This is a genomic window from Flaviflexus ciconiae, from assembly GCF_003971195.1.
In the GTDB taxonomy this organism is placed as follows: Bacteria; Actinomycetota; Actinomycetes; order Actinomycetales; family Actinomycetaceae; genus Flaviflexus; species Flaviflexus ciconiae.
In genome coordinates this window covers 437,669-457,093 of sequence record NZ_CP034593.1, presented here as the reverse complement: position 1 = coordinate 457,093, position 19,425 = coordinate 437,669, and the positions used below count along the sequence as shown (strand labels likewise).

Below are 19,425 nucleotides of genomic sequence, written 5' to 3'. Positions count from 1 at the left end.
CCTTAACCGCTGTCACCCGCTCCCATTCGCGGGCGACAAGCCCTGCGTCCCGCTAATTCTGGGCACCGTAGCGCGTGCGATTCCCCCGAGGATGCCGTGTTGGCAACCAGCTTCCCCGCACCCGTGGCTTTCCCTATCTCACAGTGGTTGCGGGCCCACTAGTTCGAACCGATTACTAGACTGGAGGGGTGCTTATCGCCCTACCACCCTCCGAGGGTAAGACAGCTCCCACTACTGGGCCTGCTCTCGACCTCGATTTGCTCAGCATCCAGCCCTTCACCGACCTCCGTCACGAGCTCGTGAGAGAACTTGAAACGGTGAGCGCGGGCGATAATGCTCTCGACGTCCTCGGTGTTGGGGCAACGGTTCGCGGCGAGGTGGAAGATCAGCAACACCTATCTTCGCTCCCCTGCGCACCCGCCCACGAGGTTTACACCGGCGTCCTCTACCAGGCCGCAGAATTCTCGAGCCTCAGCGAGGAAGAGATGGCAAGGGCAGGCGATTCTGTCCTGATCTTCTCGGGACTGTTCGGAGCCACCTCCCCCACGGACCTCATCCCCAGGTATCGGTTGAAGATGGGAGTGAAGCTTCCGGCCGGCACCCCAAAGGCCCGCTGGCGAAAACTCTGGCATCACCTCGATGAGCGGGCCGACGGTCAGCTCGTCATCGACGCTCGATCCTCTGATTACGCGGGATGGTCGATCCCCGATTCCGCCACTCACGTCAAGATTGGTGCAGTTCGAGAGACGGATGGCATCCGTAAGGTCATCACCCATAACGCCAAGTACTACCGGGGTCTTTTTACCAGGCTTGCACTCACCGCACAGGCGGTGCCGACGACGGCCGACGATCTCGCACATCTCGGTAGCGAACAGCCAGAGATCGACGCTATCGAGCTCAGCGGAACCGGCCGCAATCTCACGCTCACGGTCGTTGACCGCGAGCAGGCCGCCTAGTTCGGGCAACAACAAGGCAACGTAGTTCCCGCAACGACAGATCCACCTAGCTTTCGGTGAGAAAGAGGCCTCGACAATCCCCGGTTCGGTTTCTGAATCGGCCACCCAGCGGGGTTGGCAATTGCTGCACGAAACGACAAACAGCTCGTGAAAACAAGCAGCCCGTGACGACATACCGGCAGTGCCATCATTCCGGCACGCCACCTCTACCCACTCCTGCAATAAAACTGCGGGTAGATCGAAAATTGCGGGGCAATCCGGTTAAAGCCGACGCACTCTGACCCGCACTACCCCTGGCGGACCACCACTGCACCGGTGTCTTCGGTCAGATAGACCTCGTCGGCAGCCATGGCTTTGATTTGTTCAATCTCAATGAGGGATAGGTCGAGCCCACCGTCAACCGTTCCGTCAGGCCGCATAATCACCACGCCGGTTCCGGACAGCATGCGGGATTCTTCGTAGGCCTCAACAAGCGGGGGTGCTATGCGGGAGGCTAGGGCGCTACGGTTTTCCTGCACTCCTGCAATTTCCGACTCAACCCCGGCGACTTCGTCATCCTTGCGCTTTACGAGTGCGAGGCGCGCCCCGTCGAGTCGTTCGTCTTCTGCTTTGTCGGATGCGGTGTCGGCTTCGATTGCTTCCAGCTGTTCCATTGCTTCTAGCTGGCTCATTTCAACGTCGTCGCGGGATTCCTTGAAGCCGTCGATTTCGCCCTGGAGGACCATGAGCTGACGCGAATCCATTCCTTCACCAGAGTCGAGCTGGGATTGCTTCCGCGTGATCGCGGCTGTTAGTTGCTCCACCTTGGTTTCGGCCTCCGCAATGGTGGCCTCGATGGGTTCCTTTCGGGCAGCTCGCGCCGCCGCTGCGCTGCGGTGCTCCTTGAGCGCGTGTTCGGCGTCAGTGAGTTCGGCATAGACCGGGAGGTTGGCAAGCTTGTGACGGAGCCTTTGCAGGTCCCCGTCGATTGAGGAGAGGTCGATGAGCAGGTTCTGGTCTTCGGCCGATGCCTTCATAAACGTCCCTCCGTCGCCTGGCCCGCCGTCGTTGGCGAAGCCCCTGGCACGCTTACGAAACTTGGAGCGTCGTGAGGCAGGTGGGGTCCTGCTCTCCCGTGGCAATCTCGGCCGTGCCGGTCTTCCCATCATACTCGACAGTCAGGGTTGCCTCGATGTCCGCGGGGAGCCAGACTCCGACGAAACCGTTGTCGTACATCGTCATCGTTTCATCGACGAGAACCTCACCGTCAGAGCTGACGATCTGGACGTCAACGTCCTCGTTCTGGATCTCACCGACGCAGGTCGTCAGCGAATGGTAGAAGCAGTCGTGCGTTTGTGAAACGTATGGCGCAAAGGACAGATAGAACTGATCATCCGGCAGGTCAACGAGCTTCTCGTCACCGGACTCAGCGTCGGCAAGGAGCACCTCGTTAGCGCGAACGGACGCGATGATGGTCTGCGGCCGATCCGCCTTCGGTAGCCGATCGAGGTAGTCGACCATGTCAACCCCGTCCATGGCCCCAGCGATTCCATGGAAAGACCTCCGGCCTGTTCGAGAACCTGGGGATCCGACTCCAGCGCGTTATCCTCGGAGGAGCAGCCGACCAACGCAAACGGCACAAGGGCAAGAAGGGCAAACGTTCTCTTCATGAACACATTGTAAATACCGAATTCATTACATCTGGCCCATAAGTCCCGGTTTGGGATATTTGTGGCGGAATTCCGAACGAGGGGCTTGCGGCTTTCTCCTGCCACGCTTATCAATGAAGAGAGCGCGAAAGATCTCCCTGACCGGCGGCCTACTTGACCGCACGTGGACGCACCAAGGCCGTTCGACACCACCCGTTCGAATACGAAACAGGCAGTCAAGGACGCGCAGTTAACCTGGAGTAACACGACCGGGTTGGAGCATGTTCATCCTTTCAACCCATGATTTTAGCCACGATACCCCGCTGAAGAGACCACAAGATGAGATGAGAAGTCCACTAGCTGGACCGATACTGGGAATAGTCGAAGACTGAAGTCACTGACAAGAATGCACAGACATCTGAGGATCGTTCACCGAAGCTCGCCGTGACGGTCTTCCCGATCATTATTATTGCGGGTTTCCTTTTCGCGTTCCTCGCGCCGGAAGCGGCAATGCCGTGGACGGGGCACACGAGCATTGCTCTTGGCATCATCATGTTTGGCATGGGACGCACGCTCACCGTCCCGGACTTTGCGATGGTGTTCCGTCACCCGCTCCCGGTCCTGCTCGGCCTTATTGCCCAGTACGTCATCATGCCGCTGATCGCCGTAACACTGACGTGGGTCTTCAACCTTGATCCCGCGATTGCCGTAGGCGTCATTCTTGTCGGATGCGCGCCGGGTGGCACCAGTTCGAATGTCATCACCTACCTGTCGAAGGGCGATGTGGCGCTGTCCGTCACAATGACCTCGATCTCGACCCTGCTTGCCCCACTCATCACCCCGGTTCTAACGCTGTGGTTGGCCGATAACTACCTGCCGGTCTCCGCTTCGGACATGGCGATGTCGATCGTCAAGATGGTTCTCGTCCCCGTTATCGGCGGTCTTGTTGTTCGCTGGCTCGCGGGCAGGTGGATCGCAAAGATCTTTCCGATCCTCCCTTGGGTTTCCGTCCTCGGCATCACCTATGTCGTTATCGCAGTCGTGTCACGCTCCGCTGATTCCATTGTTGAGGCGGGCCTGCTGGTTCTCCTTGTCGTTGTTCTCCACAACGGGCTTGGATACTTGCTGGGTTACGGTGCAGGCAAGCTCTTCAAGAGAAGCGAACGCGTCTCCCGCACCATGTCGGTTGAGGTCGGCATGCAGAACTCCGGTCTTGCAGCTACCCTCGCAGGCCAGTACTTCGATCCCGTGTCGGCCCTGCCGGCCGCGGTGTTCTCTGTCTGGCACAACATCTCCGGCGGCCTCCTTTCCCTCTTTTACCGGGCACGCCCCACAAAGGACACGGGAGCCACCGCATCGACCGATGCCGCAATCACGGAAGCGAACTCCCAGGTAGAGCGCTAGCCGCACATCAGCGTCACTGACGTCTTCATCGCTTGAGGCGGGACCGACCGGTCCCGCCTCAATCTTGCCTGCAATCTTTGTTACCAACAGTCATTCGAATAGCGTCCAATTGCTCAACTCTAATGAGCCAGAACTTTCAGATGCGCCGTTGGTTTTCAGGTCCTTTAATGGGGTGTGGGTCGATCTGCTTGAGATCAGGCTTTGGCTTCCTGCCTGCTGACGATCTCGTTAATCCAGATCGGGGCGTAGGGAGATGTGCAGTTCGGGGGTGTCGGATAGTCCTTGAGGATTTCAAGGCGTTCGCCTATCTCGACGGCTCTCACCCTGAAATCAGGATGGTGGATGCCAATCTGGGCGAGGCACGTGTTCATCGTCCACTGGAGCCGCTCGGCTGCCTCTCCCATCTCGCTCTCAATGAGGTCGAGGAGCGTATCGAGATCGAGACCCTCGGGTTTCTTCACCACCCGTTCCGCGGTCAGGTCCCAGTAGGCGGCGGCAACCTCGACGTCGCTATCCTCGAACCAGCGGAGTCGGAGCTCTTCAGCATGCGGGGATTTCTTGATGAGGTAGTTGAGAAGCCAGTCTCGCACCTTCGGGGTTCGAGCATCCCGAAGCATCTCATCGTATTCAGTGGCCGAGTATTCCTTAGGTCGGGTCACGAGAATCGCAACGAGCCGTGCCGCGCTGTCACCCGTGGCCCACAGTTCTCGCGCCAAGTCGGGTTGCTTCTTCAGTCTCTTGGCTAAGCCTCTTAGCTTCGTCAGGTTGACCGCATGATCATCACCGTGCCGAGCATTGACTGCGAGGATTTTTGGTTCCTCGAGCGCCTTGAGTTCCGCAAGGACCTGACCGACCGTATCTTTATCCATTCGCTCCTCCACGCGCAACACCGATTCTTGTCTTCTCTGGCCAAGCGAGCATAGAGAGGGCGACGCATCTTCCTTGGCCACTCTACTGCCGGGAGATACGCTCGCGAAGGCACCTAAGCTCATATCTTGGGGCGGTGACGGCGACTGCTTCCCACGGATGGCCACTCCTGGGAGGTGCCTACACCAAGGAAGTTCAACTCGCTGCGACATGCTCATCATCGACCAGCTCCAGAGCAACATCGTCTGGTTCCAGCAGGGCGCTCTGATATTCGAAGAAGTGTTCGAGCCCGAACAGTCTCTGTTTAAGAAGGAGGCCGGTGCGCAGGATCACTGTCCTACGCACCGGCCTAACTCCCCCTCGTGACGCAGCCACAATCGCCACCAGGAAGTTCAGTTAATCATTCTTTCCTCTCAGTGCGCACCTCATCCGCTCCTTATTGACGTAGGAGATAGCTACAAGCGGAATATTGGCAGGACACACCAGCGCACATTCGCCGTGGAGAGAGCACGGACCAAAGCGCTCATCCGCTTCCGCCAGCATGACATCGGCTCTCATTCCTCGCTCGGAGGCGGGAATGGGAAGCATGGACAGATGGGCAAGCTTTGCACCGAGGTACAGGTTCGCAGAACCGTTGGGGCAAGCCGCCACGCAGGCACCGCAACCGATACAGGCGGCGAAATCGAGTGCCAGTTCTGCCGTGTCGTACGTGATTCGGTCCGTATCGGCATCGGGTGCCGTGCCAGCAGCGACCTGGACGTGGCCCCCAGCATCCATGACGTCCACGAGCGCGCTACGTTCGACCATGAGGTCCTTGACGACGGGGTAAGCCCCGGAGCGGAACGGTTCAATGGTGACCGTCTCACCGTCGTTAAACGAGGACAGCCGCTGGTGGCAGGCGGGGGTAAGCGGGGTCGGGCCATGCGGTCTTCTGTTAACCAGGATTCCGCAGGCACCGCAGATGCCTTCACGACAGTCCGACTCGAAGGTGACGGGATCGCCGCCCTCCTTAACGATGTCGTCGTTCATCTTGTCCAGCATTTCCAGGACGGAAAGAGACGGCTCAAGGTCATTCACCGTGCGCGTTTCGAACCTGCCATCATCGGCCGGGGTGCCTTGGCGCCATACTTTCACTGTCAGTTTCATCGGTAATCCCTCACCTCGAGCGGAACAGCTTCGTATTCGAGCGGCTCCGTATGTCTCGTAAACACCGGCTCATCGGACCATCCGCGGCTTTCCCACGCGGATATCTTTGCCCAGCTCTCGTCGTCACGCTTCGCCTCGCCACCACTCGTCTGGTGCTCCACCCTAAAGTGCGCTCCGCACGACTCATCGCGGTCGTAGGCGTCAACGCAGAGCATCTCGGCAAGCTGGAGATAGTCCTCTACCCGACCCGCGTATTCGAGCTCCTGGTTGACCCGGTCGACAGGGCCAGCAATAAGCAGGTCCTCATAGAACTCGGAACGGATCTGACGGATCTTTGCGATAGCCGCGATGAGACCCTCGGCACTTCTCGTCACCCCGCATCCTTTATAGAGAACCTCACCAAGCCTGCGGTGGTAGTCGCGTGGCGGTGTCTGACCCTCGATGCCAAGGAGCCGGTCAAACCGCGAATATGACGACTCCAGTGCCTCGGTGACCGCCGGGCTATCTTCGGAGATGACGGGTTTGCCGAGATGACCTGCCAGATAATCAGGAACCGTGTTCGGAATCGTGAACCAGCCATCGACACAGGCCGACAGGAGGGAGTTCGCTCCCAGCCGGTTAGCACCGTGATAACCAAAGCCTGCCTCACCGGCAGCAAACAGCCCGGGGATCGACGTCATGAGCTGGTAGTCGGTCCAGAGCCCTCCCATGGTGAAGTGGGCGCCCGGAGCAATCCTCATGGGAACCGTGTACGGGTCCTCACCTGTCGCATCGTCATACATGTGGAAGAGATTCCCGTACCTGGCGGCAATTTCATCCCTACCGAGGCGCGCAATCGCATCCCTAAAGTCCAGGTACACCGAGTTCTTCAACGGACCAACGCCGTGACCGGCGTCAATCACGTCCTTCGCGGCACGTGAAGCAACATCGCGGGGCGTGAGGTTACCGAAGGCCGGATACTTCCGCTCCAAATAGTAGTCCCGCTCCCCTTCCGGAATGTCGTTGGCGGGGCGGGAATCACCCGGTTCCTTCGGAACCCAGATCCGACCATCGTTACGCAGCGACTCAGACATAAGAATTGTCTTTGACTGCCACTCCGTCGAAATCGGCAGAGCAGTCGGATGGAACTGAATAAACGACGGCATCGCCATGTGGGCACCGCGGCGGTGCGCCCGCCACGCGGCCGACGCATTCGAGTTCTTTGCAAGAGTCGACCGGTAATAGATGTTGCCGTAGCCGCCGGTCGCCAAAACAACCGCGTGACCAAGAAGCGGCTTCAGCTCACCCGTGAGCAGGTTCCGGACAATCACGCCCTGAGCCCGGCCGTCTTCCACAACGAGGTCAACCATTTCGTGACGCACATACTGCTTCACCCGACCGGCATTCACCTGCCTGGCAAGATCCGACGCCGCAGCCACCTGCAACTGCTGGCCCGTTTGACCGCGAGTGTAATAGGTGCGGGACACCTGGACACCACCAAACGATCGAGTATTCAGTGAACCGCCGTACTCACGCGCGAACGGAACGCCAATCGCATTCAGGTGGTCAATCACGCCAGCGGATACTTCGGCAAGTCGGAAGGCCTCGCGCTCGCGGCCCCGGAAGTCACCACCCTTGACTGTGTCTTTAACGAATCTGCTGACGGAGTCGTTATCGACCTTCTTGGCGCGCGCGGCGTTGATACCTCCCTGGGCGGCCACGGAGTGCGCCCGCCGCGGAGCATCGTGGTAGGTCACGGAAATAACGTTGTAGCCCAGGTCGGCGAGCGTCGCCGCGGATCCCGCACCGGCCAGGCCCGTTCCAACAACAATAATCGTGAACTTCCGACGGTTTGAGGTACCGACTAGGCGGTAATCCTTCTTGGCGCGGGACCACGCTTCATCGGCCGGTCCGCCCGGTTCGCGCGAATCGAGGAGCATTCCCTGCCTAACCTTTGGTGCGCCCTTCCTGCGGGATGCGCGGCTTAACCGTTCCTTCCCCACGCCATTTGCTGGAGTTCCTGCGGAGTGTCGTGCCTGACCTGTCGGAGATGCTGCTGGCGTCTTTTTCTTCCATCCGAACTTCATGACACGACTCCCATCAAAACGGCGGCGGGAATGGACAGGTTGACGAGGGCGACCACGAGGGCAACCAGGTGAGCTACTGCCTTCCATACGGTGCGCGTTCGCAGGGCTGTCACACCCAGGTCGGTTGCAAGAACCCACAGGCCGTGGACAAGATGGAAAGCGAGGGCCACCATCGAAACCATGTAGATGCTGGCAAACAGCGGGTTGCTGAACGAGTTGATGAGGTTCTCGTACGCGAAGGAGTCGGTGGCAGTTGGCGCCTGGAAATCGCTATTCGCTTGACCGGTTGTCAGGTCAAGGATGTGGAAGACCACAAAAACCATGAGGATCAGCCCGGTGGTCAGCATGAGGCGGGAAATGAAGGAGCCGCCGTGAAGCCTTGCCTTCGATCCGCCTCCCCGGAGTTTGAATCCCCGATACCTCACCAGCAGGGTCGACCAGATGTGAAGGATCAGTGCCGTTCCCATGACGATCCGAACGATCCACAGCAGACCCATCTCCGGCAGGAGCGGATCGCCAACAACACGGAGCCAGTGCGCATAGGCATTGAAGCTCTCCGGACCCGAGTACACCTTGAGGTTGCCGACCATGTGGATCGTGACAAAGAGGGCAAGAAGCACGCCGGTCATTGCAGCGGTTACCTTAAGGCTCCAGTTGCTCGGGCGCACTCTCTCGATGCGGCCACCGGCCTTGCCGATGCGACCCCTCTCAAGCAAAATGTCATCCGCGCCGGTTACTCTGCCTTCACGCGGCAGGGTTCGCACCGGGGGTTTCTTTACTGTTTCCTGAGCCATCTTTGCCTCTCTCACGGCCGTGCCTCACGACGTGAGGACGATCTATCCCCACTGTAAGAAGGGATATTGTCCACACTCTGGGACCTTCGAAGGGAACCGGACACCCTGGATAATCCGACCATTCCACCACGCGCTCGCGAAAGAATGTGCAGTATCCCGGGAACCTCCACATCGCAACCCACCAACGGTTTCCCGCTCGGGAAGGTGACGGGTGAAGGATCTAACACCACCAGTAATTGCACTTAGTGCAAATCCCTCCGTACTCTTGTCTGGTGCTTAATAGAAAGATTCGGAATACCGAATCAGTCAAGGAGAGGAACCGGCAGGCAATTATCGATGCTGCCGGCGAGCTCGCGAGCACCCGAGGGATCGGAAGCTTCACCGCTGTTGATTTGGCGGAGCGGGCCGGGACTTCGCGTCGCTCGATCTTTAACCACTTTCATTCCGCGGATGATGCTGTCTACGCGTACCTGTCCCAGTGTCTTGAGGGCCTGTTCGAACGCGCCAGCAACATCGGAGAGTCGACCGGTTCGGCCGACGACCTGATCAGCTATCTCCAGCGCACCGTGCTCCTCGACGAGTCGTACGAGATCCTGGAGCATATCTCGGCCGTGATCTCGACCGATGCTCGCAGGTCAGGGACTCTCGCGTGGGCAAGCCAGATTATCGAGCGGGCTGCCAATGTCCTTGCAGACGCGGTCCGCCAGGCCGTTCCCAATATCAGCGACGTGGATGCTCACCTCCTTTCCCACACGATCATCTCGGCAATCCAAACCGCCCAGGCCCTCTGGGTGAATATGTCCGAGGAGCATAAGGGCTCCCGCGAGGAATGGAACTCCCTCCATCATCGCGCTCTTGAACTTGTCCGTATCGGACCCGTTGCTCTGCGGGCCGACTCAGCTATCTAGTCCGAAAGGCACCCTTCATGGCTAAACTCCTCCAGCGGCTCGGCCGCTCGAGTGCCGCCCACGCCCCGATCGTTGTTGCGATCTGGGTTGTCCTTCTAGTCGGTGCGATCCTGCTTGGAACGTTCGCCGGCGGCCAGTACTCATCTGCCCTGACCATTCCGGGCACCCGGAGCCAGGATCTTGCCGATCGCCTGGCCGAGGAGCTTCCCGAGGCCGCGAAGGGAAGCGGAACAATCACGTTCACGTCATCCGACGGGGAGCCGTTAAACGACGAAGAGATCGCGGAGATCTCATCCGCTCTTGAAGCTGGTGGCAGCGTTGAGGGAGTGTCGTCCGTCCTCGATCCGTTCACGGTCCAGGAGGAGATGGCCACCGGAGTCGAGCAGGCAACCGCCGGCTATGACGCACTCGTCGCTGGCCAGGAAGAACTCGATGCTGGGCTTGAAGAGCTCGAGGCCGGTCAGGCAGAGCTCGACGCCGCCCAGGAGGAGTTGGATGCTGGTCGGGCACAGCTCGACGAAGCCATGGCCCAGCTTCCCGACGTGCCTGTCGATCAGCTTCCCGCTGACGTCGCCGCACAGGTGGAGGCTCTCGAGGCGCAGGTCGCTGAGCTTGACGCCGCCCAGGCCGAGATCGACACCCAGCAGGCCACGCTCGATACTGCTCGGGCTGAGGCCGCAGCCGGCCAGGAACAGCTCGATGCTGGTTTTGCCGAGCTCGAGAACGCACAGGCTCTCCTTGACATCATGGGTGACTACACGGTGGTGTCGGACGATGGCACGGCCGCAATCGCTACCGTGACGTTTGATGGGTCGGGTATGACCGTCCCGGCGGAAACCACGACCGGTTTGAAGGACGCCATCAGCAACAATCTGTCGGACAATGTTGAGGCCTACTATTCCCAGTCCATTGCGACCGACCTGTCGAACATCGTTGGCGCCGCCGAGATCATCGGCCTTCTCGTTGCCGCGATCGTCCTGTACGTCATGCTCCGGAACCTCCTCACGGCAGCGCTACCGCTCATGACCGCACTCATAGGTGTAGGCATCACCGTCATGGTCACCCAGGCCCTTGCTGGCGTCATCGAGATGCACCAGGTGTCCCCAATTCTGGGCGTCATGCTGGGCCTCGCCGTCGGCATCGACTACACCTTGTTCGTCGTCAACCGGCACCGTACGCAACTGCGGCGCGGTTACTCCGTTGACGAGTCGATCGGCCTGGCCGTGGGCACGTCCGGTAACGCCGTTGTGTTCGCCGGCCTGACGGTGATCATCGCTCTCGTCGCTCTCAACGTTGTTGGCATTCCGTTCCTTGGCATTCTCGGCAACGTCGCTGCCCTGGCAGTGCTTGTCGCCGTTCTCCTGACGATCACGTTGACCCCGGCGATGCTTCACTTCCTCGGGTACCGGGTGCTTCCCAAGAAGCAGCGTGCGGAAGCCAAGGCCCTGGACCACATCGTTCCGCTCGAGACCTCGAACGGTAAGAAGCAGACCCCGGCACCGGCCCGCCACCCGTGGCTCACCACCGTCGGTTCCATCATTCTCCTTGGTATCCTCGCGATCCCGTTCTTCTCGATGAGGCTCGGCCTTCCCGACGGTTCGAATGAGGATCCGGGAACAGATGCTTACGAAAGCCACATGATCACCTCCGAGGCCTTCGGCCCCGGTCGCAACGGCCCCCACATCGTGGCAGCCGACCTGCCAGGCGGCCTCGATGAGGCCGCCTCCCAGGAGATCATCACGGCGGTTGGCCAGGAGCTCTACGCCCACGAGGAGATCGTTTCGGTCCTCCCGGGTGGCACTTCGGAGGATGGCACTCTCGCGATCTTCCAGGTCATTGGCACCACCGGCCCGTCGGATGCTGAGACGGAGGACCTGGTCCACGATATTCGCGACATGTCTCCGATCACCGTTGGTGACAGTGAGGTCGCTGTCGAGGTCACGGGCCAGACAGCCATGCAGATCGATGTCTCGGAGAACCTCGGCGAGGCACTGCCGATCTACCTCGGCGTTGTCATCCTCATCTCGTTCATCTTGCTCGTCATCGTGTTCCGTTCGATCCTTGTCCCGCTGCTCGCCACGGTTGGCTTCCTGTTCTCGGTTCTTGCCGCCATGGGTGCCGTTGTTGCGATCTTCCAGTGGGGCTGGTTCGGTGAGATCTTCGGGGTCCACAACCCCGGCCCGGTCCTGTCGTTCCTCCCGACACTCATAGTCGGCATCCTGTTCGGCCTCGCAATGGACTACCAGCTATTCCTCACCACCGGCATGAGAGAGTCCTGGGCACACGGCAGGCCCGCCAAGAAGGCCGTTGTTGACGGTCTCTACGCGGGACGCGCAGTTGTTGTCGCAGCGGCACTCATCATGTTCTCCGTGTTCGCTGGCTTCATCTTCTCCGGTATGTCGATGATCCGTCCGATCGGCTTCGGCCTTGCCATCGGTATTCTCCTCGACGCCTTTGTCGTCCGCATGGCACTCGTGCCGGCTGCCATGACGATCCTTGGCGAGAGGGCCTGGTGGATCCCGGCCTGGCTCGACAAGATCCTGCCGAGCGTCGACGTGGAGGGTTCCTCTATCCAGGACGAGACGACCTTCGCGGAAGCCCCGCAGGGCTCCGCTTCGGCGGACTCGGCAACAAACTCCGACAAGGTCGCAGTTGCCAATAAGGGTTCGGTTCCTGCGGATTCCTCGAACGAACCTGCCGGTCACGGCAAGCACGCTCGGCCCGCTGAGGACCAATAATCACCGCGACTAGCTGAGTCACTCCCCCGCTCGTGGACCATTGGTTCGTGGCGGGGGAGTTTCTTCTTGCCACAAATTCTCATACGTGGCTTCCTTGTTTGCGTGATTGTCGAGTGTCCATTTTCAGCAGGTGATTGCCGTTTACGATAAGGCCATGCCCCACTATGTCGACACGGTAGATGGATCCCGATACAGCCTCGACGAGCCGCGATGGCGATCGGAGACCGGTCGGCCGCTCTGGATTGAACCAGGCTCGGGTCTCACTCCCGAAGACATCGACACGTCCGTGCCAACCCTGTGGCGGTACTCGGCAGCATTGCCCGTACCGGTTCAGCACCCAATTACGCTCGGCGAGGGACTCACTCCCCTGATCGATAAGGACTGGGGCGTTTTCCGGCCACTCTTCAAGCTCGATTTCCTGAACCCCACGGGCAGCTTCAAGGACCGTGGCACGAGCGTCATGCTGTCCTACCTTCGGGAGCGCGGCATGACCGAGGTTCTCGAAGACTCTTCCGGCAACGGTGGATCGTCGGTAGCTGGCTACGGGGCTGCCGGTGGCATGGATGTCACGATCTTTGCCCCGTCAAGCACCTCGCCTTCAAAGATCACCCAGATGCGTTCCTACGCCGTAAACGTTGAACTGGTTGACGGACCGAGGGAAGCGTCCCAAGATGCTGCCATCTCACACTCGGATAAGACGTTCTACGCGAGTCACAACTGGCAGGCCTTCTTCCTGCAAGGAACGAAGACACTGGCCTACGAAATATGGGAGGATCTCGGGTTCTCCGCACCCGATTCGATCATTGTTCCGGTCGGTGCCGGGAGTAGCCTGCTCGGATGCTGGCTGGGGTTCACCGAGCTGTTCCACGCCGGGATGATCTCCCACATTCCGCGGCTATTTGCGGCCCAGCCACTCAACTGCTCCCCCGTCGACGCCTCCTTCACAGCGCATTCGGGCCACGTACCGAACCGGAAGGTGCTTCCTACGATTGCGGAAGGCACGGCAATTAAGAAACCCTTACGGATGGTCCAGATCTTGGCGGCGCTGCGTGACTCCGGCGGATCCTCGGTCGCTGTTCCCGAACAGGACATTGCGGTGGCTCTCGAAAGGCTCGTATCCGCGGGCCTGTTTGTTGAGCCCACAAGCGCAACAGCAGCCGCGGCCCTCGACATACTCTTGAAGCGCGGCCATATCGCCAAGTCGGAAACCACCGTTGTTCTCCTCACCGGTTCTGGACTCAAGGCCTCAAACAAAGTGAGCGACCTCATTAGCGACGTCCGCGATCACAACCAACCGGGAGCGGCGTCCTAGCTTCTTGCGCGGTGCAAGTACGTGACGTTCTGCAATGCAACAAGATAACGCTTCCTCCCGGCAGTCGAACGATCCTTCACCGTAGCTGGGACACGTGTGACGCGAGCGATGGGCTGGGGCGTGCAGTCAGGGTATAGTAGAGACCGCGCATACGCGCCATATCCGACCGTTGAGAGTGAGGTGAGGGCCGTGAACAGTGACAGTTCCCGTCATCGATTAAGGACCACGTCCTCCCTGCCGACTCCCGGTCGACCTTTGTCACCGTATCTTTAGGCACCTGAGGGCGTGGTGAAATTGAGCCGTGCCCCACCGTGGGATGGCTCCGCTTTACCTAAGGACCACCATGAGCCAGATCGTTGACGTCACCACCATTATCGAGGCGATTCAGCCCGAGCTATCCGGAGGTAAATTCGCCTCCGTCGTCGACCGCATCAACCCGGCAAGCCCCGCCCAGACAGCCGATATTCTTGAACGACTTCCCGCTGCTCAGCAGCCCGTGCTATTTCGCCTGCTCCCCAAGGACCGCGCTTCGGCAGTTTTTGACATTCTGAGCCCCAAGCAACAGTCCGGGCTCATTCAAGGATTGCGGAACCGGGAGGTCTCCGAGATTTTTGCGGGCCTTGATCCGGATGATCGAGCGCTGCTTCTCGATGAGCTCCCGGCAAGTCTTGCAACACGACTGCTGACAGGGCTGACCGGTGCGCAACGCCGCCTCACCACCGATCTTCTTGGCTACCCGAAAGGATCGATTGGTCGCCGCATGTCCCCGCAGGTGGTCTCGACCCGGGCGACATACACGGCCGCTGACACGCTGTCGAGGATCCAGAAACGTCTTGGGGATGCTGAGACGATCTACACGATCCCCGTCGTCGACAATGCGAGACGTGTTGTCGGGATTATTAGTTTGCGGCAGCTCCTCGCGGCAGATTCCCATGCCGTCATCGCGGACATCATGTCAAAAGCTGAGGTTGCAAGCGCCTATGATTCAGCGGAAGACGCAGCCCGAATCTGCATTGAACTACGGCTGCTGGCTCTGCCCATTGTGGATCGGGAGTGTCGCCTCCTCGGGATTCTCACGGTCGATGATGCTGGACGAATCATTGAGCACGAAGATTCGGTGGACAGCGCGCGCCAGGGCGGGATGGAACCGCTTGGACGGCCATACCTGTCAACACCGGTACTGCAACTTGTTCGCTCAAGGATTGTGTGGCTCCTCGTTCTAGCGGTCGGTGCCACGCTGACCGTTCAGGTCCTCTCAGTCTTTGAAGCCACGCTCGAGCAAGTCACCGTCCTCGCCCTGTTCGTTCCGCTTCTGATCGGTACCGGCGGAAACACCGGCAACCAGGCCGCCACAACCGTGACTCGCGCAATCGCACTCGGTGACGTTCACACCTCGGACCTACTTCGAGTTCTTCTCCGCGAGTGCGCAGCCGGGTTCACGCTCGGGACGCTTCTCGGGCTCATTGGTGCACTCATGACGGGCGCTATCTTTGGGGCACCGATAGGGCTGACAATCGGACTCACGTTGCTCGCCGTGTGTACGGTAGCGGCAAGCATCGGTGGCATCATGCCTCTTATCGCGAAGCGCCTCAACGTCGACCCCGCCGTGTTCTCCAATCCCTTCATCACAACCTTTGTCGACGCGACCGGGCTCATCGTCTATTTCCTGATCGCCAAAGCCGTCCTCGGAATCTAGGAATAAAGACACGTCGGAACATTAGGACCGCGGCACCGAGATCTCACTTCCCTAGCCGCACCCTGCTCCCACCGTGAGAGAATCGGAGTCAGAAGTTTGCCTCATGGGCCGATCGGAGTCGGTGCAGGAAGGCACCGGTGCCTATAACGAGAGGAGCCACATGATGTTTCTGGCTCGTCGTCTGCGACTGCTCACTATTGCCACGGGCATGCTTTGCGTGATGGTGGGTGGGTGTTCGGCAGATAACACCGCCGTGGGCACCTGGAAGGCGACCGATAACGCGAATGCCTTCCTCGTCCTGGAAAGCAATGGTTCCGTGACTGGGAATGACGGTTGCAATCACCTGGGTGGTGAGTGGGCTCAGGACGCCGACACGATTGAGTTCAGCCGCATCTTTTCCACTCTCATGTTCTGCGAAGGCGTCGACACCTGGCTTTCCCACATGACCTCGGCAAGGGTTAATGGGAACGAGATGTCGATTTTCGATGAGTCGGGGGAACCTATCGGCACCCTTCACAAGTAGGACATGGCGGTTGCTCCGCAGATCGGACGGCGTCTTCCAGCGAGATAGCCGGCGTGGAGAGATAGGCTACGGGCCTCGAGAGTTTAGCTTTCGATCTCTCGGTTCTGTTTGCTGACTCGATAGATCTCCCACGCATATGTCGCTCCGGTGACGGCGTGGAGGATAGCCCCGAGGGCGGTGAGTCCGATTCCGATGGTGCCAATGAAGTCCAGTTCCTGGATCCTGCCAAACACGGTGAGCGGTAACCCCGCCATGAGAACCGCCGTACGGATCTTACCGAGATAGCTGACTTTTGGGCGATGCTTTGCTTTGAAGATGAGGTAGATGGTTGCCAGGGCAAGGTCGGTGACGACAATGCAGTAGGCAATCCAGTCGGGAAGGTGATGACCGACAACGAGGAAGATCGCAATAACAGCGACTCCAAGCCTGTCCGCAATCGGATCGAGCACTTCACCCACCCGACTGACCTGATTGAATCTGCGGGCAATATAGCCGTCGATCCAGTCGGTTGCACCAAAAATGACCAGCAGGATCGCGGTCATGACCGGTGCCATGTCGAACACCAGCAGGTAGGCAATGGGAACCAGAAGGAGCAGTCGAATCACGGTAATGATGTTCGGTACTGTCAGCCAATCATCCCGGGTCAGCTTCGGCTCCATCGTCAGGTCCACTTTCTCGTGTCGTTAGCCCATCCTATCGAGAAGGTGTTCCCGGCCCTGCACTCAGAAAGGTGAAATCGGCCCACCCGTGTGTAGTTGCAAGGTGCGCCCTACACAGATCGATGCGGCAAAGTATCAGCGGGTACGCAGGACCGTATGCCCTACCGCCCGTGCCCTATCGTCCCGCTGGCACGAAATCGATCAGCTTCCCGCTTCCTTCTCTGAGCTCCGCCCACGAGGTATCGATTGTGAGGACCGCGATCCCACTCGTGACGAAACCCTCTTCAATGAGCAGGACCGCGGCTTGCCTCGATTCAAGGGAAGTATCGAGATATTCCACAAGGTCTTCGACCCCTGGGAAATGCCCAATGAAAAGAACACAGTCATTCTCATCGGGAACCGATCTCAGCACGGGAAGAATATCCGCGACATCGGCTTCGTAAATCTCACTATGAAAAGTGACCTCAGCCGGATCTATCCCAGCCTCCATGACCCTCTCCAGGGTCTGCCGGGTCCTGGTCGACGTCGAACAGAGAACACGGTCAATCGAGCAATGGTTCTCCAGGAGATACTCCCCCGCTGCGTAACCCTGGCGCATGCCACGATTGTTGAGCGGCCGCTCATGATCCGCAGCCCCCGTATCCCACGAAGACTTTGCGTGGCGCAAAACAATAAATGTCCGCATAGCGTGAGAGTACCAGCCGCAAGATTACCCTGATCGGACAACGGTCTAAGAGTCATCACTTAACAACCTCACGACTGTTATCGTCACGAACGACCGATACTCCCTCGTTCAGCCATTGCACACGTGTTACTCTTCCAGCATGCTTCATCATTTCTTCATGTAACGGACGCACCGGTCCTCTCAGCTCGTTGAGTCTGCTCCGAGCATGACGACCACGTTGCCATGACCGCCTGCGGTCACCGTTTTTGCACACCCTGACAGCGCCTGCCAATAAAGCAGGCCGTATTCACGCGTGTGTGAGGTTGAAGGAAACTTGACATGACTACCGTTTTTCCGGCGCGTTCGCGCGCCACAATTACCCTGACAGACGTCGGAGTTGTCCTGGGAGACAAGACTGTTCTCTCCGGTATAAACCTCTCTGTCTCCCCCGGATCCAGGATCGCCGTTGTCGGTGAGAACGGACGCGGCAAAACCACGCTCTTACGAGTTCTCGCAGGAGATCTCGCCCCGGACACCGGGACAGTATCCCGGCACGGAAGCATTGGATTTTCCGAGCAGGAAATGCACTCCGATGATGGGCAAACAGTCGGCGACCTCGTAAGCCAAACCATTGCCCCATCGATCACAGCACTTGCTGACCTCGATCGGGCCGGTGATGCGATGGCGGGCGGGGATCCATCTGCTTTCGAGGCATACGAACGCGCGCTTGAACGAGCGGAACTGCTCGACGCGTGGGGCGCCGAACGTCGAGTCGATGTCGCTCTTGCCGCACTCGGGGCAGAAACCGATCGCAACCGGGCGCTGGCCACCATGTCGGTGGGGCAACGCTACCGCGTCCGCCTCGCCTGCCTCGTGGGCGGGGATTCGGACTTCCTGATCCTCGACGAGCCAACAAATCATCTAGACCGGAGCGGAATCGACTTCCTGACGAAAAAGCTGAAGAGTTGGCGTGGCGGGATCGTTCTCGTCAGCCACGATCGAGCACTTCTCGCGGATGTGGCGACATCGTTTGTTGACCTGGATCCGACAAGCGATGGTAAGCCCCGGGTTTTCGGCGGCTACGACGAGTACCGTCTCGGTCATCGCGCCGAGCTGGCACGGTGGGAGCAGGAATATGCAGTCCAAGAAGTAGAGCGGGAACGCTTAGAAAATGATCTCGCGGCAGCTCAGGGACGGCTGGTCGACAGTTGGCGGCCGGTGAAGGGAACCGATAAGCATATGAGAGCAACGAGAGCCTCAAGTGTTGTCACCGCGGTGAAACGCAGGCAGGCACTCCTTGAGGCACACGAGCTTTCGATCCCGGAACCACCTGTTCCCCTGAGCTTCCCCCGCCTGCGATCATCGCGGATCGTTCGAATCTCGGCGCAGGGCGTGAGCGTCGGCGGTCGATTGAATGGACCGGTGTCGGTGGAGGCAACGAGAGGTACTCGCCTGCTCGTCACGGGACCAAACGGGTCTGGAAAGTCCACGCTTCTTTCCGTTCTCGTCGGCCACCTGGATCCCAACACCGGTTCCGTATCTCGGGTGGGAAGAATCGGATTCCTCCCTCAGGAGACGCGACTACCCGCGGGTAGGAGGGCCGCCGATCTATACGATTCAAATCTGGCTTCCCTCGAGTCCACCGGAAAGCTCAAGTCCGCAATCCCGCTTCGAGGGCTTGGCCTATTGAGCCCCGGTGAAGAAAGCAAGCGAGTCGAGCACCTGTCCATAGGCCAGCAACGCAGGCTACATCTAGCGCTCATCCTCTCCGCCGATCCGGGGATTCTCGTTCTCGACGAACCAACGAACCATCTATCGATCGCCCTTGTCGATGAGCTGACCGAGGCCCTTCTCGATACTCCCGCCGGACTCGTTCTGTCGAGCCACGACCGGAAGCTAATCCGGGACGTGGCAGGATGGGACACTCTCGACATCGGAGCCGATAACAGTGTCGAGGCTGGGGCTATGGGCAGCGCCCCTGGTGGGGATATGCACAGCACCGATTTGGGAACCAGGGGAACCTAGCGGGCCCTGGCAATCTCCGCCTCGGTGGGGTCCGGAAGC

At 59.4% G+C, this 19,425-nt stretch carries 17 protein-coding genes; 8 read left to right on the top strand and 9 right to left on the bottom strand.

Features of this window, described 5'->3' with window-relative positions; all coding sequences use genetic code 11:
- Window positions 1-188 precede the first annotated feature (188 nt).
- Entirely contained in the window at window positions 189-956 is a 768-nt protein-coding gene (locus EJ997_RS02145; RefSeq protein ID WP_126703126.1) for a YaaA family protein, read from the top strand.
- Between the two features lie 287 nt (window positions 957-1,243).
- On the opposite strand, the gene EJ997_RS02140 is transcribed toward EJ997_RS02145, so the two are convergent.
- Window positions 1,244-1,972, bottom strand: coding sequence for a zinc ribbon domain-containing protein (locus EJ997_RS02140; protein ID WP_126703125.1), 729 nt, complete (start codon window positions 1,970-1,972; stop codon window positions 1,244-1,246).
- A 52-nt stretch (window positions 1,973-2,024) separates the two neighbouring features.
- Window positions 2,025-2,471: a CueP family metal-binding protein gene (locus tag EJ997_RS02135; protein WP_126703124.1), complete on the bottom strand. Its 447-nt coding sequence runs from the start codon at window positions 2,469-2,471 to the stop codon at window positions 2,025-2,027.
- 557 nt (window positions 2,472-3,028) lie between these two features.
- On the opposite strand from EJ997_RS02135, the gene EJ997_RS02130 reads away from it, so the two are divergent.
- Window positions 3,029-3,988, top strand: coding sequence for a bile acid:sodium symporter family protein (locus EJ997_RS02130; protein ID WP_126703123.1), 960 nt, complete (start codon window positions 3,029-3,031; stop codon window positions 3,986-3,988).
- Between the two features lie 194 nt (window positions 3,989-4,182).
- Here the strand turns inward: EJ997_RS02130 and EJ997_RS02125 are convergent, their stop codons facing one another.
- From EJ997_RS02125 to EJ997_RS02110, 5 genes are all read right to left on the bottom strand, one after another.
- Complete coding sequence (locus EJ997_RS02125) at window positions 4,183-4,857, bottom strand: DNA alkylation repair protein (protein WP_126703122.1); 675 nt, start codon at window positions 4,855-4,857, stop codon at window positions 4,183-4,185.
- Window positions 4,858-5,050: 193 nt separating this feature from the next.
- Entirely contained in the window at window positions 5,051-5,200 is a 150-nt protein-coding gene (locus tag EJ997_RS12815) for a hypothetical protein (protein WP_164719719.1), read from the bottom strand.
- Window positions 5,201-5,251: 51 nt separating this feature from the next.
- Window positions 5,252-6,001 carry a succinate dehydrogenase/fumarate reductase iron-sulfur subunit gene (locus EJ997_RS02120; RefSeq protein ID WP_126703121.1) on the bottom strand — a complete coding sequence of 250 codons (750 nt, stop codon included), beginning with the start codon at window positions 5,999-6,001 and terminating at the stop codon, window positions 5,252-5,254.
- Entirely contained in the window at window positions 5,998-7,920 is a 1,923-nt protein-coding gene (locus EJ997_RS02115) for a fumarate reductase/succinate dehydrogenase flavoprotein subunit (RefSeq protein ID WP_206501876.1), read from the bottom strand. Before EJ997_RS02115 ends, EJ997_RS02120 begins: the two co-directional genes overlap by 4 nt.
- 143 nt (window positions 7,921-8,063) lie before the next feature.
- A complete protein-coding gene (locus EJ997_RS02110; RefSeq protein WP_206501757.1) occupies window positions 8,064-8,876 on the bottom strand; it encodes a succinate dehydrogenase cytochrome b subunit in 813 nt (270 codons plus the stop codon).
- 257 nt (window positions 8,877-9,133) lie between these two features.
- On the opposite strand from EJ997_RS02110, the gene EJ997_RS02105 reads away from it, so the two are divergent.
- From EJ997_RS02105 to EJ997_RS02085, 5 genes are all read left to right on the top strand, one after another.
- On the top strand, window positions 9,134-9,769 hold the full coding sequence (locus tag EJ997_RS02105; RefSeq protein ID WP_164719717.1) for a TetR/AcrR family transcriptional regulator: 636 nt from the start codon (window positions 9,134-9,136) through the stop codon (window positions 9,767-9,769).
- A 17-nt stretch (window positions 9,770-9,786) separates the two neighbouring features.
- Entirely contained in the window at window positions 9,787-12,507 is a 2,721-nt protein-coding gene (locus tag EJ997_RS02100) for an MMPL family transporter (protein WP_126703118.1), read from the top strand.
- Window positions 12,508-12,661: 154 nt separating this feature from the next.
- Window positions 12,662-13,819 carry a threonine synthase gene (locus tag EJ997_RS02095; RefSeq protein WP_126703117.1) on the top strand — a complete coding sequence of 386 codons (1,158 nt, stop codon included), beginning with the start codon at window positions 12,662-12,664 and terminating at the stop codon, window positions 13,817-13,819.
- Between the two features lie 343 nt (window positions 13,820-14,162).
- Window positions 14,163-15,515: a magnesium transporter gene (mgtE, locus tag EJ997_RS02090; RefSeq protein ID WP_206501756.1), complete on the top strand. Its 1,353-nt coding sequence runs from the start codon at window positions 14,163-14,165 to the stop codon at window positions 15,513-15,515.
- A 160-nt stretch (window positions 15,516-15,675) separates the two neighbouring features.
- Window positions 15,676-16,038 (top strand): META domain-containing protein, encoded by a 363-nt coding sequence (locus tag EJ997_RS02085; RefSeq protein ID WP_164719715.1) that lies wholly within the window; start codon window positions 15,676-15,678, stop codon window positions 16,036-16,038.
- An 83-nt stretch (window positions 16,039-16,121) separates the two neighbouring features.
- Here the strand turns inward: EJ997_RS02085 and EJ997_RS02080 are convergent, their stop codons facing one another.
- Both EJ997_RS02080 and EJ997_RS02075 read right to left on the bottom strand, forming a co-directional pair.
- Complete coding sequence (locus tag EJ997_RS02080; protein ID WP_126703114.1) at window positions 16,122-16,697, bottom strand: CDP-alcohol phosphatidyltransferase family protein; 576 nt, start codon at window positions 16,695-16,697, stop codon at window positions 16,122-16,124.
- 175 nt (window positions 16,698-16,872) lie between these two features.
- Window positions 16,873-17,382, bottom strand: coding sequence for a SixA phosphatase family protein (locus tag EJ997_RS02075; RefSeq protein WP_126703113.1), 510 nt, complete (start codon window positions 17,380-17,382; stop codon window positions 16,873-16,875).
- Window positions 17,383-17,700: 318 nt separating this feature from the next.
- Between EJ997_RS02075 and EJ997_RS02070 the strand changes: the two genes are divergently transcribed.
- A complete protein-coding gene (locus EJ997_RS02070; protein ID WP_126703112.1) occupies window positions 17,701-19,386 on the top strand; it encodes an ABC-F family ATP-binding cassette domain-containing protein in 1,686 nt (561 codons plus the stop codon).
- Window positions 19,387-19,425: the final 39 nt, after the last annotated feature.

What these genes read in the sequence shown, in the direction of transcription:
- EJ997_RS02140 (WP_126703125.1), bottom strand. Translation starts at nt 1,972, where the DNA reads ATGAAGGCATCGGCCGAAGACCAGAACCTGCTCATCGACCTCTCCTCA.
- EJ997_RS02135 (WP_126703124.1), bottom strand. Translation starts at nt 2,471, where the DNA reads ATGGACGGGGTTGACATGGTCGACTACCTCGATCGGCTACCGAAGGCG.
- EJ997_RS02125 (WP_126703122.1), bottom strand. Translation starts at nt 4,857, where the DNA reads ATGGATAAAGATACGGTCGGTCAGGTCCTTGCGGAACTCAAGGCGCTC.
- EJ997_RS02120 (WP_126703121.1), bottom strand. Translation starts at nt 6,001, where the DNA reads ATGAAACTGACAGTGAAAGTATGGCGCCAAGGCACCCCGGCCGATGAT.
- EJ997_RS02115 (WP_206501876.1), bottom strand. Translation starts at nt 7,920, where the DNA reads ATGCTCCTCGATTCGCGCGAACCGGGCGGACCGGCCGATGAAGCGTGG.
- EJ997_RS02100 (WP_126703118.1), top strand. Translation starts at nt 9,787, where the DNA reads ATGGCTAAACTCCTCCAGCGGCTCGGCCGCTCGAGTGCCGCCCACGCC.
- EJ997_RS02095 (WP_126703117.1), top strand. Translation starts at nt 12,662, where the DNA reads ATGCCCCACTATGTCGACACGGTAGATGGATCCCGATACAGCCTCGAC.
- mgtE (WP_206501756.1), top strand. Translation starts at nt 14,163, where the DNA reads ATGAGCCAGATCGTTGACGTCACCACCATTATCGAGGCGATTCAGCCC.
- EJ997_RS02085 (WP_164719715.1), top strand. Translation starts at nt 15,676, where the DNA reads ATGATGTTTCTGGCTCGTCGTCTGCGACTGCTCACTATTGCCACGGGC.
- EJ997_RS02080 (WP_126703114.1), bottom strand. Translation starts at nt 16,697, where the DNA reads ATGGAGCCGAAGCTGACCCGGGATGATTGGCTGACAGTACCGAACATC.
- EJ997_RS02075 (WP_126703113.1), bottom strand. Translation starts at nt 17,382, where the DNA reads ATGCGGACATTTATTGTTTTGCGCCACGCAAAGTCTTCGTGGGATACG.
- EJ997_RS02070 (WP_126703112.1), top strand. Translation starts at nt 17,701, where the DNA reads ATGACTACCGTTTTTCCGGCGCGTTCGCGCGCCACAATTACCCTGACA.